Origin of the sequence: Emticicia sp. TH156, from assembly GCF_002855535.1 — a bacterium.
In the GTDB taxonomy this organism is placed as follows: Bacteria; Bacteroidota; Bacteroidia; order Cytophagales; family Spirosomataceae; genus Emticicia; species Emticicia fluvialis.
In genome coordinates this window covers 517113-534582 of sequence record NZ_PKRS01000001.1, presented here as the reverse complement: position 1 = coordinate 534582, position 17470 = coordinate 517113, and the positions used below count along the sequence as shown (strand labels likewise).

Annotated in this window: 15 protein-coding genes; 8 read left to right on the top strand and 7 right to left on the bottom strand. The window is 41.5% G+C overall.

Annotated features, from left to right (window positions below; all coding sequences use genetic code 11):
• Nucleotides 1-18: 18 nt before the first annotated feature.
• Complete coding sequence (locus C0V77_RS02340) at nt 19-3201, bottom strand: SusC/RagA family TonB-linked outer membrane protein (protein ID WP_101724694.1); 3183 nt, start codon at nt 3199-3201, stop codon at nt 19-21.
• A 249-nt stretch (nt 3202-3450) separates the two neighbouring features.
• Nucleotides 3451-4248 (bottom strand): SDR family oxidoreductase, encoded by a 798-nt coding sequence (locus C0V77_RS02335; protein ID WP_101724693.1) that lies wholly within the window; start codon nt 4246-4248, stop codon nt 3451-3453.
• Between the two features lie 140 nt (nt 4249-4388).
• Here C0V77_RS02335 and rlmN point away from each other — a divergent pair, with 140 nt between their 5' ends.
• From rlmN to C0V77_RS02310, 5 genes are all read left to right on the top strand, one after another.
• A complete protein-coding gene (gene rlmN, locus C0V77_RS02330; protein WP_101725027.1) occupies nt 4389-5438 on the top strand; it encodes a 23S rRNA (adenine(2503)-C(2))-methyltransferase RlmN in 1050 nt (349 codons plus the stop codon).
• Nucleotides 5439-5674: 236 nt separating this feature from the next.
• Entirely contained in the window at nt 5675-6271 is a 597-nt protein-coding gene (locus C0V77_RS02325) for a YdeI family protein (protein ID WP_101724692.1), read from the top strand.
• Between the two features lie 4 nt (nt 6272-6275).
• Nucleotides 6276-7037, top strand: a complete 762-nt coding sequence (locus C0V77_RS02320; protein WP_229236181.1) for a hypothetical protein — start codon at nt 6276-6278, stop codon at nt 7035-7037.
• 30 nt (nt 7038-7067) lie between these two features.
• Nucleotides 7068-8774 (top strand): hypothetical protein, encoded by a 1707-nt coding sequence (locus tag C0V77_RS02315; protein ID WP_101724690.1) that lies wholly within the window; start codon nt 7068-7070, stop codon nt 8772-8774.
• Nucleotides 8775-8892: 118 nt separating this feature from the next.
• Entirely contained in the window at nt 8893-9390 is a 498-nt protein-coding gene (locus C0V77_RS02310; RefSeq protein ID WP_101724689.1) for a GtrA family protein, read from the top strand.
• Between the two features lie 109 nt (nt 9391-9499).
• Here the strand turns inward: C0V77_RS02310 and C0V77_RS02305 are convergent, their stop codons facing one another.
• The gene (locus tag C0V77_RS02305; protein WP_101724688.1) at nt 9500-10945 is read right to left on the bottom strand and encodes a gluconokinase; all 1446 of its coding nucleotides are present in this window, start codon (nt 10943-10945) and stop codon (nt 9500-9502) included.
• Nucleotides 10946-10954: 9 nt separating this feature from the next.
• A complete protein-coding gene (gnd, locus tag C0V77_RS02300) occupies nt 10955-11860 on the bottom strand; it encodes a phosphogluconate dehydrogenase (NAD(+)-dependent, decarboxylating) (protein ID WP_101725026.1) in 906 nt (301 codons plus the stop codon).
• A gap of 294 nt (nt 11861-12154) precedes the next feature.
• Between gnd and C0V77_RS02295 the strand changes: the two genes are divergently transcribed.
• Both C0V77_RS02295 and C0V77_RS02290 read left to right on the top strand, forming a co-directional pair.
• Complete coding sequence (locus C0V77_RS02295) at nt 12155-13426, top strand: acyltransferase family protein (protein ID WP_101724687.1); 1272 nt, start codon at nt 12155-12157, stop codon at nt 13424-13426.
• 51 nt (nt 13427-13477) lie between these two features.
• Complete coding sequence (locus C0V77_RS02290) at nt 13478-14137, top strand: DUF1080 domain-containing protein (RefSeq protein WP_101724686.1); 660 nt, start codon at nt 13478-13480, stop codon at nt 14135-14137.
• A 60-nt stretch (nt 14138-14197) separates the two neighbouring features.
• Here the strand turns inward: C0V77_RS02290 and C0V77_RS02285 are convergent, their stop codons facing one another.
• Nucleotides 14198-14680 carry a hypothetical protein gene (locus C0V77_RS02285; RefSeq protein WP_101724685.1) on the bottom strand — a complete coding sequence of 161 codons (483 nt, stop codon included), beginning with the start codon at nt 14678-14680 and terminating at the stop codon, nt 14198-14200.
• A 521-nt stretch (nt 14681-15201) separates the two neighbouring features.
• Between C0V77_RS02285 and C0V77_RS02280 the strand changes: the two genes are divergently transcribed.
• Nucleotides 15202-15645, top strand: coding sequence for a PEGA domain-containing protein (locus tag C0V77_RS02280; RefSeq protein WP_101724684.1), 444 nt, complete (start codon nt 15202-15204; stop codon nt 15643-15645).
• A 108-nt stretch (nt 15646-15753) separates the two neighbouring features.
• Here C0V77_RS02280 and C0V77_RS02275 read toward each other — a convergent pair whose 3' ends face one another.
• Together C0V77_RS02275 and C0V77_RS02270 are read right to left on the bottom strand one after the other, a co-directional pair.
• On the bottom strand, nt 15754-16620 hold the full coding sequence (locus tag C0V77_RS02275; RefSeq protein WP_101724683.1) for a tol-pal system YbgF family protein: 867 nt from the start codon (nt 16618-16620) through the stop codon (nt 15754-15756).
• Between the two features lie 21 nt (nt 16621-16641).
• A complete protein-coding gene (locus C0V77_RS02270; protein ID WP_143705992.1) occupies nt 16642-17469 on the bottom strand; it encodes a lipopolysaccharide assembly protein LapB in 828 nt (275 codons plus the stop codon).
• Nucleotide 17470 lies beyond the last annotated feature (1 nt).

The following is a 17470-nucleotide window of genomic DNA, read 5'->3' as shown; positions in this document are numbered from 1 at the left end:
AGTCAATTGTAATGTTGATTAAAATGTAAGATTCAGGTTTACACCATACTGACGCACAGGAGGAGTCTGGCCGGTACTGTTTAGACCTAGACCATTTCCTGTAGTTCTGCTGTACTCAGGGTCAGTGTAGTAGTTCATTTTGTCTACGATAGTAATCAGGTTACGTCCGTAAAGGGCAATGCTTGCACCTGAGAAAATCTTCACTTTGCTGAGTACACTTTGTGGAACATTGTAAGAAAGGTTAATATCACGCAGTTTGATAAACCATGCTTTAGTAACAAAATTCTCAGATATGTTACGATATTGGTCAACCCAAAGTGCGTACTCAGGTTCACGTACTTTAACGGTTGTGTTAGGTACTACCTTGCCATCAGCATCTAAGTAAGCCGAATTAGGGAAAATCTGGTCAGTTCTGTTTTCTGTCCATTTACCAGAACCTGTAAAGGTCATCTGACGTCCAAGGTCACTATACATATAGTTACCACCGCGATATTCAAAGTTAAATGTAAAAGTAAAATTGCCATAATTCATTCTTGAGCCAAGACCTACAATGTGACGAGGCAATGTTCCGCCTCTTGGCGTAAGAGTTGTCTGACGCAACGGATACCCGGTAGTTGCACTAACCAAACGATAGCCAGATCCATCCGGGGCATACTGATAACCATCAGTTTTCAACATCGGAAAGCGTGAGCCTTTTATTACATTGGTATTAGCATAAGAATATCCATCAGGTAGAACGAATTCATTGATACCTGGATACAGTTCCAATACCTTGTTATCATTGTAAGAGTATCTTACACTGGCATCCCATGAGAACTTTGTGCCTCTTGAGATAAGGTATTTAAACTCACCTTCATAACCAAAGTTTTTAGTTTCACCCACGTTAATCAACAAATTAGGGAAGCCAGTGGAGTTAGGTACTTTTACAGTGATTACTTGTCCAACCGATTTTTGAGTATAGGCCGAAACGTCAATGTTAACGCGGTTGTCGAACAACTGGAATTCACCGCCAATCTCTCCTGACGTTACTGATTCAGGTTTAAGGTTTGCATCAGGCAATGTATTACCTACAGTTAAACCAACTGTGTTACCATAAGGGAAGTTAGCGCCGTTTGGATAAGTCAGGTCAAGTCCGTAGAAATCAATATTATCGTTTGCGTTTTTGTTATAGTTAACCCGCAATTTGGCGTAATTCAATACACTGCTCTTAATTGAAGGAAAGGCATCTGTAGGAATAAACGAAAGCGCTACACCATAATAAGGGTATGACCAAAGGTTGGTAGCACGTGTAGGTTTGTAGAACAATGATGTCTGGTCATAACGGAATGTACCGTTCAGAATCAACCAGTTTTTAAAGTTGCTGGTTAAGTCTGCATAGTAACCCACACGGCGGTTCATGTAAGTGTTTTCATAACCGGTTAACTCACCCTGGCGGTTCGAAACGTTGTAAACATCCGGCACCACAATTGAGCTTGAACCAACCTGTACTTCTTTAATATATCTCTGGTAAACGCTATTACCAAATATCAATTTGTTAGCAAACGGGCCGAAGTCTTTTTCTAACAATAACTGGAATTCATTATTGATTACGTTTTCAGTTTTGGTGTAGTCTGTAACCCCACCTAAGATATCTGTAATGGCACGATAAACACCTGTGCCGTCACCATCACGATAGAAAGGTTCAGCAATAAATGCCTTTGTTTTGGCGTAGTCTGAATACAAGAACTTACCTGTAGTACTTTTCTGTGTACGTGAGTTATTCATAGCACCCAGGCGGTTGCTGATAGTTGCCCAAGGGGTAACTTTGTAAGTTAAGCTAAGCGTTCCTGAAATGTTTGCATCCTTATAAACACGACGGTTATTGTCTGCGTTAAAATACGGGTTATTGTAGTAGTCGTTAAAAAATGCATTCGGATTAGCAAATTTGTTGTTTTGCCAGTCACGATAATCTTGCAGAGGAAGGTTGGCAGGCTGGTTGATTACGTCATTATAGAAGTCAGACGAGGTTCTGTCATATTTTGCCTGCGTATAACTTGCATTGAAACCAACATTTAGTTTGTTGTAGTCTCTTGAAGAAGCAACCCTGGCGCCTGTTCTTTCACTTTTATCGCCAGGTACAATGCCCTGAATTTTCTGATTTTCTAACGACATGTAGTAGGTGCCGTTTTCGTCACCACCGGTAAAACCAATCTGGTTGTTCATTGATACGCCTGTGTCAAATGCTTTGTAACGTGCATTTTTAACAGCTGCGTATGGTACAATGTTTGTGGTACCATCTGATGCCGAACGGCCTAACTGACGAAGCGAACCATCAAAAGGGTCGCCGAATTGTTGGTTTTCATAAGAACGCCAGTTGCCTTTCATACGCACAAGGGGGTCGCTGCTGTAACCTGCAGAGCCATAAGAAGGGTAGTAGTGCGAACCAGAACCATATTTATCCTGAAACTCAGGTAAAAAGCTGATTTGCTCAACATTCGTACTATTAGAGTAATTTACTTTCAACTTGCCTTTAGAACCTTTTTTAGTGGTAATTACCAAAGCCCCGTTAATACCGGCAGAACCATAAAGAGTTGCTGCCTGGCCACCTTTCAGAATCGAGATGTTTTCGATATCATTAGGGTTAATTAGCGCAAGCACAGTAGAGGTGGTCTGAATACCATCAAGAACAATAAGGGCTTCGTTGTTACCCGTCAATGAGCGGAAACCACGTAATACCACTTTCACCTGCGGGTCAACGCTATTGTTAACGTTGTAGACAGCCAAACCGGTTACTTTACCAGAAAGTGCCTGAGCTAACTGCGGAGAACGACCCACCGTTACGTCTTCTGTGCTAACTTTTGAATAAGCATAACCAACCTCTCTCAGGTTTTTACGAATACCCTGAGCTGTTACAACTACTTCGTTAAGCTGAGCCGCATCACTTTTTAAAGTGATATCAATAGTGGATGAATTGCCTACAGGAACTGTTTGCGATTCGAAGCCAATAAAACTGAATAAAAGTGAAGCACCTTTCTTTGCAGAAATTTTGTAGATACCGTTTGCATCCGTTTGTACACCTACGTTTGTGCCTTTTACTACGACACTCACTCCCGGTAGAACGGAGCCATCATCAGCTGTAACTTTTCCAGTTACATTGACATTTTGGGCATAAGCATAGCTACCCAATACCAGCATTATGCTGGCAAGTAGAAGTTTCCTCATACAGTTTGTTTAGTTTGTTTTTTTAGTTTAGTAAATGCAATACATGGGTTAGGCCATCTATTGAGGCGTTAAATTAGTAAGTTTTTTTGTTAAAATGTCAAGTGAAATTAAAAAAAAGTAAATTTTTAATTTTTTTTACAAAGAAATGGACAAAAGGCCAAATACTGTTGTATTATTCCTGGAAAAGACAAAGGCTCCAATTTTGGAGCCTTTATTTAATATTTTATCAATTGTAATTTTTGCCGAATATTATTTGGGCATTTGGTTTCTGACAATTTTTGAAAGAATACCCGGGAAGAACCTTTTCAGGTACACACCCATTACTTCTTTACGCCCGATGTACACTTCTTCTTTGCCTTTGGCAATGGCGTTTACAATCTCGCTTGCACATGCTTCCGGCGATATTCCCGTTTCCTGATTTTTATCCATTTTACCATGTTTCCCACCATCACCTGCGATGGCATTGATTGATATATCTGTATGTATATAACCCGGGCAGATAATGGTTACATTTATTTTCTCTTTCCAGACCTCGGCACGCAAAGAATCAAAAAATCCATGCAGGGCGTGCTTGGTAGCGCAATAGCCTGAGCGCATAGGCGTACCCAACTTGCCAGATATACTGCTTGTTACGGCAATATGGCCCGATTTCTGTTCTACCATTACAGGCAAAACCGCTTTCGTTAGCGCTACCACACCAAAGAAATTGATATCCATAATTTTGCGGTACACCTCCATGCTGCTTTCAGCTACTGAACTTCGTTGTGATATCCCGGCATTGTTGAACAATACATCAATCCTGCCGAAATGCCTGATAACCGCCTGTACTTTTTCCGGAAACTCATCCTGGCGCTCCACATCAATTGGTAAAACCAGCACATCGGCGTAAGGCAGGCCTGTGTTTTGTTTAACCCTCAGTAGCTCATCCAGCCGCCTTGCCGATAGAACCAGTCTTGCGCCTTCTTTGGCAAATTCATAAGCGGTGGCTTCGCCGATGCCGGAAGAAGCCCCCGTAATCCAGACAACCTTGTTTGAAAATCTTTTCATTTTTGTTTAATTCTTACAATTACCAAACTTCTGTTAGCACATTATTGTTTACCTCAATCGGGGTATGAATTATGATAATTCAGCATATTTTGGTAAAACCCCCGATAATTTCAGAACTTTGCAAAATAGTTGAAGAAAATATGGAAAAACAAGATATAAGAAAGCTTTCTGCCGACCAACTGAAAACCTGGCTTTCGGGCCATGGAGAGCAGGGGTTTCGGGCCAAGCAGATATTAGAATGGCTCTGGAAAAAATCGGCGAGAAGTTTTGATGAAATGACAAACCTTTCATTAAAAATCCGCAATTTACTGAAAGAGAATTTTGAAATAAGACCGGTATCGGTTTTAAGAAAACAGGTTTCGAACGATAAAACCATTAAGTCGGGCTTCAGATTGTTTGATGGTAATTTGGTTGAAGGGGTCTTGATTCCGGCTGATGACCGTATGACCGCCTGTGTGTCGTCGCAGGTTGGGTGTTCGCTTACCTGTAAGTTTTGTGCAACCGGTTATATGCCCCGCAAGCGTAACCTGGATGCCGCCGAGATTTATGACCAGGTAGTTTTAATAAAACAACAGGCAGAAGAACACTATCAGGCTCCGCTTACCAATATAGTATATATGGGTATGGGTGAACCTTTGTTGAATTATGCCAGTATGATTGAATCGATAGACAGAATTACATCTCCTGATGGCTTGGGGTGGTCGCCGAAACGTATTACTGTCAGTACAGCAGGTATAGCCAAGATGATTCAGAAACTGGGTGATGATGGCGTGAAGTTTAATCTGGCTTTGTCGTTGCACGCCGCCAATGATGTAAAGCGTAACGAGATTATGCCCATTAACGAAACCAATTCGTTGAAAAACCTGGCTACTGCCTTGAATTATTTCTATAAAAAGACAGGTAACCGGATAACGTTCGAGTACATAGTTTTTAATGATTTTAACGATAGCCTGCAGGATGCTAAAGAATTGTGGGAGTTTACCAAGAAAGTACCTGCAAAAGTGAATATCATAGAATATAACCCCATAGCAGAAGCAGACTTTGTGAATACCACAGAAGATAAACTCGGCAAATTTGCCAGATTTCTGGAAGATAAAGGCGTAATAGTAAATGTACGCCGAAGCCGCGGGAAAGATATTGACGCCGCCTGTGGCCAACTGGCCATAAAAGAGCCAACCGTAGCAGCTTAAACTACCAGAGGTACCAGAAAAGGTGCCTCTGATTTTTTACAGGCATTTATTAATTTTGCACACTCGCCCCCTTAAAAACTACCGTTTAAATTACCTGTACAATACTTTCTATTTTCATGGCCTGCTATTATATTTGTTAAATGCGTGCAGGCTGTGGTTTTGCTCTTGCTTGAAACGCGCTCATGCTGCCTGCAATCTCTTAAATTACGGTTTTTAATTATTGTATTGAATTTATTATGGCTGCTAATGATTTGGCTAATGCAATGGCATTTGAGAACAGAAAGGCCTGGAGACAATGGCTTTCAGATAACCACGATAAGCACACGAGCATCTGGCTAAAGCTATACAAAAAGCTAAGCGGCGTGCCAAGTGTCATTTATGATGAAGCCGTAGATGAAGCGCTGTGCTTTGGGTGGGTAGATAGTTCAATAAAAAGTGGTAATGATGATTTTTATTATCAGTTTTTTGCCAGGCGAAATCCTAAAAGCAATTGGAGCAGAGTAAACAAGGCAAAGGTTGAAAAACTGATAGCCGATGGGTTAATGACAGCACCGGGCACAAAAATAATTGATTTCGCCAAAGAAAATGGTTACTGGACAGCCCTTGATGAGGTGGAAAACCTGATTAATCCGCCAGATTTGCAACAGGCATTAGATAATAATCCTACGGCGAAGGCCTATTTTGAGGCTTTTCCCCGGTCGGTAAAAAGAGGCATACTTGAATGGCTGCTGAATGCAAAACAGGAAGAAACCAGAAAGAAGAGGATTCTGGAAACCGTAACACTGGCCGAAAGAAACGAACGGGCCAATCAATATACCCCAAAACCTAAATAATTGTATGGAATTGCAAAACCGACGGGAGTTCGGAAAAAAAATGCTGGGTACAACTCTTAATTATTTTTTATTAGAGAGTTTATTTACTTCTCAGGCTTTTGCAAGTTCGGTCAGGCCTGTTGCCACCCACTGGGCAAAACAATTGACAGAAATTTGTAATGACCTGAAGTTGCAAAAGATTCCACCGGTTTTGTGGCAGCAGCAGGTTGAAAAGCTCTTTAATCAGATAGAATTACCCGAGCTGTTAAAGTTTATTGATTTTGAAACCCTGACGCGTGGGTTTGATTACCCCGACCTGGGTGTAAATACCAGAATGGTTAAGTTTCCGAAACTGGATGGGCTGCCTGAAAAAACAGTTTTTATCAGGAAGATTTTTGGTATGAAAAAAGGCCGTGCTATTATTCCGCATGGGCATTCAAATATGTCGTCGGCACATTTGGTTTTAAAAGGTGAATTTGCACTGAAACACTATGACAAAGTAGCAGAAGAAGATAAATACCTGCTTATAAAACCCACCATTGAAAAAACGGCCGGCGTGGGCAGCAGTTCGTCTGTTTCAGACGAGAAGAACAACATTCACTGGTTTATAGCCAATACTGAAACTGCTTTTACTTTTGATGTAATAATGGTTGACCTGGGTGGCAAAGCCTACGATATTCATAATATTGACATAGCCGCCGGAGAAAAAGCAGGCAATGGATTAATAAGAGCTGCAAAGCTGGATGTAGAAACAGCCCTGAAGAAATATGGTAAGCAACATCATTGATAAACCCATAAACTACTAAACTAAACATTCATGAAAAAAATTCTATTGTTCGCCCTTCTGCTTTTGTCGGCAGCAGGGTTTGCGCAAACGCAGTTTTCTGTAACAGCCTCCGGCCAGCAAGGCCTGCTAGACGGAAGACTGTTGGTAATGCTCTCAACAAACCCGAACCGGGAACCCCGTTTTGATATTACCGATGCCCTGAATACGCAACTGGTATTTGGCATTGATGTTGAAAACTGGAATGGCTCTCAGGTGAGAATAGTAAACAACAATAACAGCTTCGGGTATCCGAAAAGATACCTGAAAGAGGTGCCGGCAGGTGAATATTATGTGCAGGTTTTGTTACATAAGTACGAGACCTTTCATCGGAAAGATGGCCATACAGTAAAAATGCCAATGGATAGGGGCGAAGGCCAGCAATGGAATCTGGCACCGGGTAACCTGTACTCAAAACCCGTTAAAGTAAGATTTGACCCTAAAGGAGCAGCCATTGTGAAGTTAAATCTGGACCAGATAATACCTCCGGTTGAAGAGCCTAAAGATACTAAGTATATCAAACACATTAAGATACAGAGTAAAATGCTCACCGAGTTCTGGGGTAGGCCTATGTATTTGGGCGCGCATATTTTGTTGCCTGAAGGCTTTGATGAACACCCTGACGTGAAGTATCCGCTGGCTATTTTTCATGGGCATTTTCCTCAAGATTTTGATGGATTCCGCACCACTCCTCCCGATACCAATCTTCCGAATGATTATAACGTCCGTTTCAAGATATACGGCTACAATAAAATAGTACAGCAGGAAGCTTACGATTTCTATAAAATGTGGACAGGAAAGGATTTCCCGCGGGTAATAGCTATCGAGATACAACACGCTTGTCCGTTTTACGATGATTCGTACGCAGTTAATTCAGAAAACATCGGGCCTTATGGCGATGCTATTACCTATGAGTTGATTCCGGAAATTGAAAAACGGTTCAGAGGTATTGGTGAGGGTTGGGCAAGATTCACCTATGGTGGCTCAACGGGTGGCTGGGAGGCCCTGGCAGTACAGGTCAAGTATCCTGACCAGTACAATGGCTGTTATGCGGCATGCCCGGACCCGATTGATTTCAGAGCTTTTACAACCGTAAATATTTATGAAGATAAGAATGCATATTGGTACGACAGTCAGTTTAAAAAACTGCCCAGGCCCGGCCACCGTGATTATCTGGGGCAAATATCAGCCACAGTAGCTGAAATGAACATGCGGGAGCTGGCGTTAGGCACTAAAACCAGAAGCGGCCAGCAGTTTGATATCTGGGAAGCAGTGTATTCTCCCATTGGCAAAGATGGTTACCCCAAAAGAATATGGGATAAACAAACCGGCGTGATAGATAAAGAGGTAGCCAATTACTGGAAAGAAAACTATGACCTTGCCTATATTATGAAGCGTGACTGGGCAAAAAACGGTGAAAAATGGAAGGGCAGAATCCATATTTATTGTGGCGATATGGATAATTACTATCTCAACAATGCCGTGTATCTGGCCGAAGAAATGTTGAAGGGGGTATCTAACCCCGCCTATGACGGAGAAGTGGATTACGGCGACAGAGCCGAGCATTGCTGGAATGGCGACCACACACAGCCCAATTATATTTCAAGATTACGTTACCACCGTATGTTTATACCCAAGTGGGCAGAAGAAGTAAAGAAAACAGCGCCTAAAGGTGTAGACTTAAAAAGCTGGAGATACTAATATTCATATTGTGGGTCAACCGCCCACAATATTTAATATGCCTTCCTCATAAATTTTTATTACTTTTGGCGTTCTATTATTATTACAATAATTTAATCGAATAGTAAAAGAATTACAGGTGATAAAGTTAGAAGGCAAACTGGCAAAATATAAAGAGCTGATTTCGTATTTTTTTATCGCATGCTCTGGTGTAATGGTACAATTAATTGTAAGTTCTATTACACAGAACTTCTTTGGGTTTTCGTTTCAGCTATCAATTGCCCTTGGTTATGTTATCGCTTTTATCATCGGTTTTTTTCTCACCAAAATTTTTGCTTTTAATCAAAGGCATTCAAAAAACTCTTTTCGCGAGGGCATCAAATTTCTGTTAGTCTCTCTTATTTCGGGTATTATAACAGTTAAAGGAGCTTACTATTGCCTGCACATTTTAAGAGAATATACCATTTTTGAAAAAGAACAGCTTGTTTTTGGTAAAAGTATAGATTTTGGAGCGCTTATTTCTCACTTCTTTGGTATGGGTATGAGCTTCGTGGTCAACTTCGTATCGCATAAGCACTTTACTTTCAGAACAACCGGATTGTACCACAATTTCAAGCTGTTTTTTAAAGGAAATTAAGTAGATTTCTGATTGGGTTAGTTTTTATTATTCTAGTTTCAAATTGCTCTTCAATGACTCGCGGAGTATCACTCCGCGGAACTAATGCGAAGCATCGCTTCGCAATACGTTAAAATTCATCTTTCAGTTTATCATACAGGCGTTCAAACTTCTCATGAATACGTTGGTATTTTTCGCCCGCCCCGGTATCAGGCAAAAACACCTTTCCTTCAGCCGTTCCCCCCGCTTCTTCTGTAATTCCCAAAGCCTGCATGGCCAGTAAAGCAGCTCCCCAGGCCGACCCCTCCACGGTCTCGCATACAACTACTTTTTTCTGAAAAATATCAGCCACCAGCTGAAGCCAGAAGTCGCTTTTAGCAAATCCGCCGCTGGCAAATATTTCATTAACAGGCTGCTGCTCCATCAGTATTTTACCAATAGAATACACATTCAGTATCAGGCCTTCCATTACGGCTCTTACCAGATGTGCCTGTTTATGCGTAATGCTCAGGCCGAAGAAAACGCCCTTAGCTTCGGCATTCCATACCGGCGCTCTTTCTCCTAAAATATATGGCAAAAACAACAGGTCTGCGCTGCCCGTTTCCAGCTTTTGCGCTTCTGCTATTAACTGGGCTTTGGTATTTTTTGATATCAGTATCTGTTCTTCCAGCCATTGGAGCACAATGCCCCCGTTGTTGGTTGCGCCGCCTATGATATACTGGTTTTCTGAAAGGTAAAAATTAAAAGTACGCATTTGGGGGTCGGTGTAAGGCAGTGGCACGCACATTCTTACGGCACCGCTGGTACCCATTGTAAATGCCATCTGGCCGGGTTTCATAGCGCCAGAACCCAGATTGGCCAATGGGCCATCTCCTGCACCAATCACGTAATTGACTAATGGCAGCGATGGATTGCTCTCGTTTCTTCTGATATGAGTAGTAGCGACCAATGCAGGAAGTTGTGTCTCAGAAATACCCAGTATCGACAAAGCCATGCTGTCCCAGGCCATTTCTTTACAATTGAATAATCCACTGCCTGATGCCAGCGAATAATCAATGGTGTAATCGCCGAACAGCCGGAACCACAGGTATTCTTTAATACCGATGAACTGATGCGTACGCCTGTAAACATCCGGCTCGTTTTCTTTCAGCCACAATATCTTGCTGAAAACCGAGAACGGGTGTATGGGGATGCCCGTTCTATGATAAATTTCTTGCCCGGTTTCAGTAGGTTTTAATTGCGCAGCCAAATCGGTGGCGCGGTTATCAGCCCACAGAATCAGATTGGTGAGTGGCTTACCCGATTCGTCAACAGCAATCAACCCGTGCATGGCCGACGAAAAAGAAATGATGCATTTTTCGGCAATAGCAGGCGTTACAACTACATTGAGTGCCTCCTTGAATGCCTCATAGATTTCGTCAGGGTTTTGCTCGCTCCAGTTAGCTTTTGGGTGGGTCATTCCATAGCCACTGCTGTATTGGTTCAGTACATTGCCGGCTCTGTCAAATACAACGGCTTTAGTAGTGGTAGTGCCTACATCAATACCAATAAAATATTCTGTTACAGTGTTTGTCATGTCCTGTACTTACCCGTTCGCTTTTTCTACGGCATGTCCGCCAAATTCATTTCTAAGAGCTGCAACCACTTTACCCGAGAAGGTATCTTCAATTTGTGAACGATAACGCATCAGTAACGACAAAGCAATAACAGGTGTCGGCACACCTAAATCAAGCGCGGTTTCAAGTGTCCATTTGCCTTCACCTGACGAGTGCATAATTCCCTTGATCGCATCCAGGTGCGGGTCTTTTCTGAACGCGTTTTCAGTAAGCTCCATCAACCAGCTTCGTACTACTGAGCCGTGGTTGAACAACTTGGCAACAGCTTCAAAATTAATATCGTATTCCGACCGCTCAAAAACCTCAAAGCCTTCGGCAATGGCCTGCATCATACCGTATTCAATACCATTATGTACCATTTTTACAAAATGCCCGCTACCGGAAGCACCTGTGTAGAGGTATCCGTTTTCCAGTGAAATATCTTTAAACACGGCTTCAACGTATTCAAAAGTTTGTTTGTCGCCACCAATCATGGTGCAGGCGCCATTTAAGGCACCGCTGGTGCCACCGCTGGTGCCGCAATCGAGGTACTCTATGCTTTTTGATTTTAAATAATTATATCGACGAACCGACTCTTTGAAGTGAGAGTTACCGCCGTCAATCACGATGTCGTCAGGAGACAGGTAATTCAGTAACTCTTCAATAACGCTGTCTACTATGTCTCCTGCCGGTACCATTAGCCATATCACTCTTCGGCCTGTCAGCTTCTCACATACCTCTTTAAGCGTATAGGCAATGGTTATGCCGCCTTCTTCTCCTATTTTTTTAACCGATTCTGTGTTTACATCCTGCGCAACTACGTCGTAGTTATGATTTCGTAAGTTAAGAGCCAGGTTATAGCCCATTTTACCCAGGCCGACAATTCCGATTTGCATATATTTATTACCCTTGCAGGTTGGTTTAAATGATAAAATAATTTCAGATTTATTAATGCTTTGCAGAGAAAAGGCATTATCAGGGCAGATGACCATGATAATGCCCAAAGCTACGAAATTTTATGTTTGAGATACATAGTTAGTTAAACGGAAATAGCGTAATTGGAAAACATAGTAGTATTTAAAGGCTGTATGTCAGTAGTGTAATTAATAGTGTAATGTTTTATGTAATAATACATTGGTGTATGTATTGTTTAATCGCTAAATTGCTAAAGATAACCTACTAATATACAGATGAAACAACGCTTGACGTCGCTAGACGTTTTCAGGGGCATGACTATTATGCTGATGACTATTGTGAACAACCCGGGCGACTGGGGGCACATCTATCCACCTCTGGAACATGCCGAATGGCACGGATGCACACCTACCGACCTGGTGTTTCCGTTTTTCCTGTTTATAGTGGGGGTGTCTACGGTTTTGTCAATGCCGGTCAAGCGCTTTGATGGCGTTGTTTTCGGGCGGATAATTACCCGCACGCTCAGGATATTTCTTTTAGGTTTGTTCCTTAACTTCTATTCTAAAATACATATTGGTGAGCTGGCCGGCGTATCGCTTATGCTGGTTCGTTTAGGCTTAACCGCCATTATTACCATAGCGCTTTTGGGCGAGTATAACAGGCAAAGGCAATTTGTGGTAGCCACTGCTTTATTCTTACTGATGATTATACTGGCTTTTGTGGCAGAAGATTTCAGCACCGTTCGCATACCAGGTGTATTGCAGCGCATAGCTCTGGTGTACCTGATAGTATCGGTTTTCTATGCTACCACCGAAACCCCCGTGCATATAGCCGTTGCTTTGGTGTGTTTGTTGGGTTACTGGGCATTAATGAGTTTGGTGCCTGTGCCGGGTATAGGTGAAGCCAATTTTGAAAAAGGAACTAATCTGGCTGCCTGGCTGGATAACGTCTTGCTGCCGGGGCACTTATGGAGTGTTTCCAAAACCTGGGACCCGGAAGGGATTTTGAGTACCATACCAGCCATTGCAACCGGGATAGCAGGTGTTTTAACCGGAAAAATGCTAACAACAGTGCGCTTTACGAGCGAGAAAAAAGCATTGTATTTGTTATTAGCCGGATTGTCCGGTGTGGGCATAGGCTTATTGTGGAATATGGTTTTTCCTATCAACAAGGCTTTGTGGACAAGCTCTTTTGTTTTTTATACAAGTGGTTGGGCTTTAATAACACTGGCCATACTATATTATATAGTTGATGTTCTGGCTGTGAATTTCTGGACAAAGCCCTTTGTGATTTTTGGTGTAAACCCAATGGTTGTTTTCTTCTTTTCTGGTATAGTTCCAAGGGCGTTTGATGCCATCAAGATTCCGCTAAACGGTAAGGCTGCTAATGACTACCCTGGTTTAATATCATGGCTTTATGATTACAACATTGCATCTTTATTTAGCGAGCCCAAAAATGCCTCGCTGGCAGGTGCGCTGATTTATCTGCTGATATGGTATGTTATGCTGCTTTATTTTTACAGAAGAAAATTAATTTTTAAAGTTTAAATTTGTTTTTTAGTGAGTAAATTTATCTATTAATCAACCTAATTATTGAACATGAAAAAAATACTGATTGCGGCCTTCGCACTGTGTGTAATGAATGCATCTGCACAGAAAGGCAAATGGGTAAAACTATTTGATGGCAAGACAACCACCGGCTGGCATAACTGGCATGGCACCGGCGTTAAAGGCTGGCATGTAATGAACGGCACACTGATGACCCACGGCAAAAGCGGAGATCTGGTGACTGACAAAGAATATGAAAACTTTGAGTTAGAATTTGAATACAAAGTGGCTCCTAAGGGTAACAGCGGTATTATTTATAAAGTAATTGAAAAACCTGAATCAAGTGCCTCATATATGTCTGGCCCCGAGTATCAGATAATTGATGACAGCGGGTATCCGGCCAAGTTGAAAGATACCCAGAAAACAGCTGCCAATTATGATATGCAGCCAGCCAACGATTTTACGGTAGTAAAACCTGCCGGCGAGTGGAACACCGGTAAGATTATTGTGAAAGATAACCACGTTGAGCACTGGCTGAATGGCAAAAAATTGGTAGAGTATGAGTATGGCAGTACAGACTGGATAGCAATGGTGGCCAAAAGTAAATTTGCTGACGCAGAATACGCCAAGCCCCATGCAAAAGGCAAAATTGCCCTGCAAGACCATGGCGATATGATTTCATTTAAATCGATACGTATCAGAGAGCTATAAAAATAACAGAAGAGGTGGGTAAAAGCCCGCCTCTTCTGTTATACAGCGGTTTTTGCTGATTCAGAATTTATAAGTTATACCTACTGACGAATAAGGGGCGCCCAGTTCCATATATATGCCCAGCTTGCTCTGAAAATAATACCTGCCCCCCACAAATATTCCTACAAGGCCCTTTGTCTGGTTTTGTAAATAGCTTTCAGCTCTTAAACCAACCAGTATTCCGGCATAAGGGTCAAAATCTTCATTATTTGTTTGCATAGTCTGATTAATGAGCTTGCCAGCATGAAACGCACCGCGGGCACTTAAACTTACAGAACTTCTGGTGCCTCCAATGTAATTCTGTGACGTAAAAGCCCCCATGGCTCCCACACTCAGATATTCGTGCACTCTGGCATCAAAAGATGCTCCCACGCCTGTTCCATATCCGAAAAACAATCCGGCATTAAGGGTTTTCGGCCCGTTGTAAAATCCCTGTGCCTGTAAACTGCGTATTGATAAAAAGGAAAGAAAACACAGCATAGCTGTGGTAATTATTTTTTTCATAATCTCAGATTTTAAAGTGGCTCATAACGGCTGGTAATTGTTATCATTTTTACAGGTAACGGCTTGCCAATTTGTTTTGTTTTTTGCATGCTTGCATAAATTTATGAGGTTTAAGTAGCCTCTGCATAATACGACCTTTGCTGCCTGCATAAAGCCTACAATTTGTTTACAGGTTGTTTCAGGCTTCTCGGTAAAATGGATTCTTAATCAATAGATAATATCTGAAAGATACCTTGCTTAAAATAATTATTCAATTTTTGTAGGGGTAATGCTATTCTTGGTTGTCTGGAAGCAGAGGCCAGATTGAAACTTCCTTGCATGCTGATTATTGGTAACGGTTTAGAGATATAAACCATAATGAGCCATAAAATGTAAATGGTATATATTATGTATCAAGAGGAAGCCCAAGCCTCATATAACATAAACATAAAAAGATGGAGACCAGAAACCATCATAAAAAACGGGGCGTTTTCCGAAAAGCCTGATGAGTAGGAGCCAAATTTTAATTATTAAGTATTACTATGAAAAGATTTTTTTTACTGGCCATTACTGGCCTGATGATGACAAGCTGCGCAACTATCTTTACAGGCACAAAAGACAGAATTACCTTTAACAGTACACCGTCTGGTGCAACAATCTACAAAGATGGCATTGAACTATGTAAAACGCCATGTACAGTTAATATGAAAAGAAGCCTGAACGATACAGATGTTGAATACAAACTTGATGGCTACGAAACCAGATTGATTACGCTTGACAAAGAATTTAATGTGGTAAGTGTCTTGAATCTTGGCAATTTATTGGGTTGGGGTATCGATGCGTTGTCTGGGTCTGTATTGAAATATGACAGAAAGGTGTATGACATTACATTATCTAAAAACAACAAAACTGCCATGTTGAATCCAACAAGAATTGATATCGACTCGAAGAAAAATGTGGTTGAGTTGTATGTTGTAAGCAAGTAATTTGATGCAATGCCCGCTGCCGGTATTGTTATAAACACCCCTGAAACAGCTGATAAAGGCTTTTCAGGGGCTTTTTTATGCAGTAAAATCTTTTATATGTAAACAGATTTACTTTGAAACTACATCGAGCAGCTGATTGTAAACTTTTGCTCTTCGTTTTTTCTTCTGATTTTCTGCAATAATGGCAGCTTTATTGTAACCACCCATGTAGTATCGCTGAAACCACGGAACCATGGTAATGAAAACATCAAACCGTGCAGCGCTATTAATCGCCGTAAGTACTCCCCAGGTGATAATGCCTCCGGTGAGCAAAAAAGAATTAAAGCCGTTTTTTACATCTCCGGCATAAAACTGCCCTAATCCGGGTAGAATCATACTCAGAGTCTGAGCAGTTTTAGGGTTGAGCCGACTGATTTTCTCATTTTTTGCAAACAACTCAAGTATCTTCTGCTTCGCTTCCAGGTCTGTTGAATCAATCAGGCTTATAAATTCCTTTTTTGCCTCTTCGTATCGGTCTGTTGAAAAATGAAGAACAGCCGCATAAAAAGTTTTTCGCCTTTTTTGTGATTCGCTGAGGTTTTCTGGTAAGCTGAATAGTTCTATCTCGGCATATTGAAAGTTATTAGTCAGTAAAAAACAAGAAAGTTTCCTGAACAGAATCTCTGCTTTCAGGCTATCAGTTTTTTGCTGATAAAAAGCCAGCTCATAGTAATCGGCGGCTTCTTCAAAGTTTTGGGTTGCATAGAGGCAATCGGCAATGTTTTTATAACATTGCTTTCTGAACTCCTCTTTTTTATCAAAGAAAATAACTCTTCTATAAGTATTGGCTGCGCCGTCAAAGTCTCTCTTTTCATAGAGCTGATTAGCAAAGTCAAACGTCTCTTTCAGATTTTGTGCCCAGAGCAGGTTTGGGATTGTCAGACAAACAGTTGCCAGAAGCCTGACTATAAATTGATGTGGTTTTGGAACCGGCATAATTAATAAGGTAAAGAATAATCAGAAATAACTGTTGAATAAATTGTCAATACGATTTCTGAAGGTCTGCCGGCTTTTTTTGTTGTAATTTTTAGCAGAAACCACCGAGCCATGAATATTGCCCAGATAAAAGCCCAGGCCAACGGTGCCATATATCCAACCGCGTGTACTGTTTACACCGCTTTTATTAAATCCGCGGATGGACTGAAAAGCCATAGTGCCTACAAAAAACATAGAAACGATGCCGTCTTTCCAGTCTTTGGCATAAAAACGGCCTGTACCCGGCACCACCGCCGACATGATACCTGCCAAAGCCGGGCTTTTGGTTTTAACTTTAACAGCCTGAGCCGCCAGTGTTTTATAATCATAGGCCAGTTGGTGGTCGTTGTCTTTCAATGTTGCAAGTATCTCATTGGCTTCTTTATAATCGTCCTTCAAAATCTCAGCCGTAGCCTGCAGAATCAGTTTATCTGGCTGAGATAGCCTTTTGTTAATTGCCCAGAAGTTTCCGGCCGTTTTAAAGTCATTCCTGAGTAGTAAAATTCTGCTATATTCAATGGCAGAAGGTGCTGGCATCAATGAAAGGTCAGGGTATAATTGTCTTCCTCGGGCCACAGCGTCATCAAGTTTGCCTGAGCGCCTGTACATAGTTAAAAGTGAAGTTTTGAGCGAGTCGTTCTGCGGCTGCATAAAAGTCAGTCGTTCAAACTCTCTTGTCGCTAATTCATATTGACCGGATTTAGAAAGATATTCGGCAAATTTTTTGGAATTATCGTAGTTGTAAAGGTCTTGTGCAGAAATATGTATGAATCTTAGAGAGAGCCAAAATAATAATAATAGTCTTTTCATC

Excerpts from the sequence above, each read along its gene's own strand:
- rlmN (WP_101725027.1), top strand. The coding sequence starts at position 4,389 with ATGGAAAAACAAGATATAAGAAAGCTTTCTGCCGACCAACTGAAAACC.
- C0V77_RS02270 (WP_143705992.1), bottom strand. The coding sequence starts at position 17,469 with ATGAAAAGACTATTATTATTATTTTGGCTCTCTCTAAGATTCATACAT.
- C0V77_RS02325 (WP_101724692.1), top strand. The coding sequence starts at position 5,675 with ATGGCTGCTAATGATTTGGCTAATGCAATGGCATTTGAGAACAGAAAG.
- gnd (WP_101725026.1), bottom strand. The coding sequence starts at position 11,860 with ATGCAAATCGGAATTGTCGGCCTGGGTAAAATGGGCTATAACCTGGCT.
- C0V77_RS02340 (WP_101724694.1), bottom strand. The coding sequence starts at position 3,201 with ATGAGGAAACTTCTACTTGCCAGCATAATGCTGGTATTGGGTAGCTAT.
- C0V77_RS02275 (WP_101724683.1), bottom strand. The coding sequence starts at position 16,620 with ATGCCGGTTCCAAAACCACATCAATTTATAGTCAGGCTTCTGGCAACT.
- C0V77_RS02335 (WP_101724693.1), bottom strand. The coding sequence starts at position 4,248 with ATGAAAAGATTTTCAAACAAGGTTGTCTGGATTACGGGGGCTTCTTCC.
- C0V77_RS02315 (WP_101724690.1), top strand. The coding sequence starts at position 7,068 with ATGAAAAAAATTCTATTGTTCGCCCTTCTGCTTTTGTCGGCAGCAGGG.
- C0V77_RS02295 (WP_101724687.1), top strand. The coding sequence starts at position 12,155 with ATGAAACAACGCTTGACGTCGCTAGACGTTTTCAGGGGCATGACTATT.
- C0V77_RS02320 (WP_229236181.1), top strand. The coding sequence starts at position 6,276 with ATGGAATTGCAAAACCGACGGGAGTTCGGAAAAAAAATGCTGGGTACA.
- C0V77_RS02290 (WP_101724686.1), top strand. The coding sequence starts at position 13,478 with ATGAAAAAAATACTGATTGCGGCCTTCGCACTGTGTGTAATGAATGCA.
- C0V77_RS02280 (WP_101724684.1), top strand. The coding sequence starts at position 15,202 with ATGAAAAGATTTTTTTTACTGGCCATTACTGGCCTGATGATGACAAGC.
- C0V77_RS02285 (WP_101724685.1), bottom strand. The coding sequence starts at position 14,680 with ATGAAAAAAATAATTACCACAGCTATGCTGTGTTTTCTTTCCTTTTTA.
- C0V77_RS02305 (WP_101724688.1), bottom strand. The coding sequence starts at position 10,945 with ATGACAAACACTGTAACAGAATATTTTATTGGTATTGATGTAGGCACT.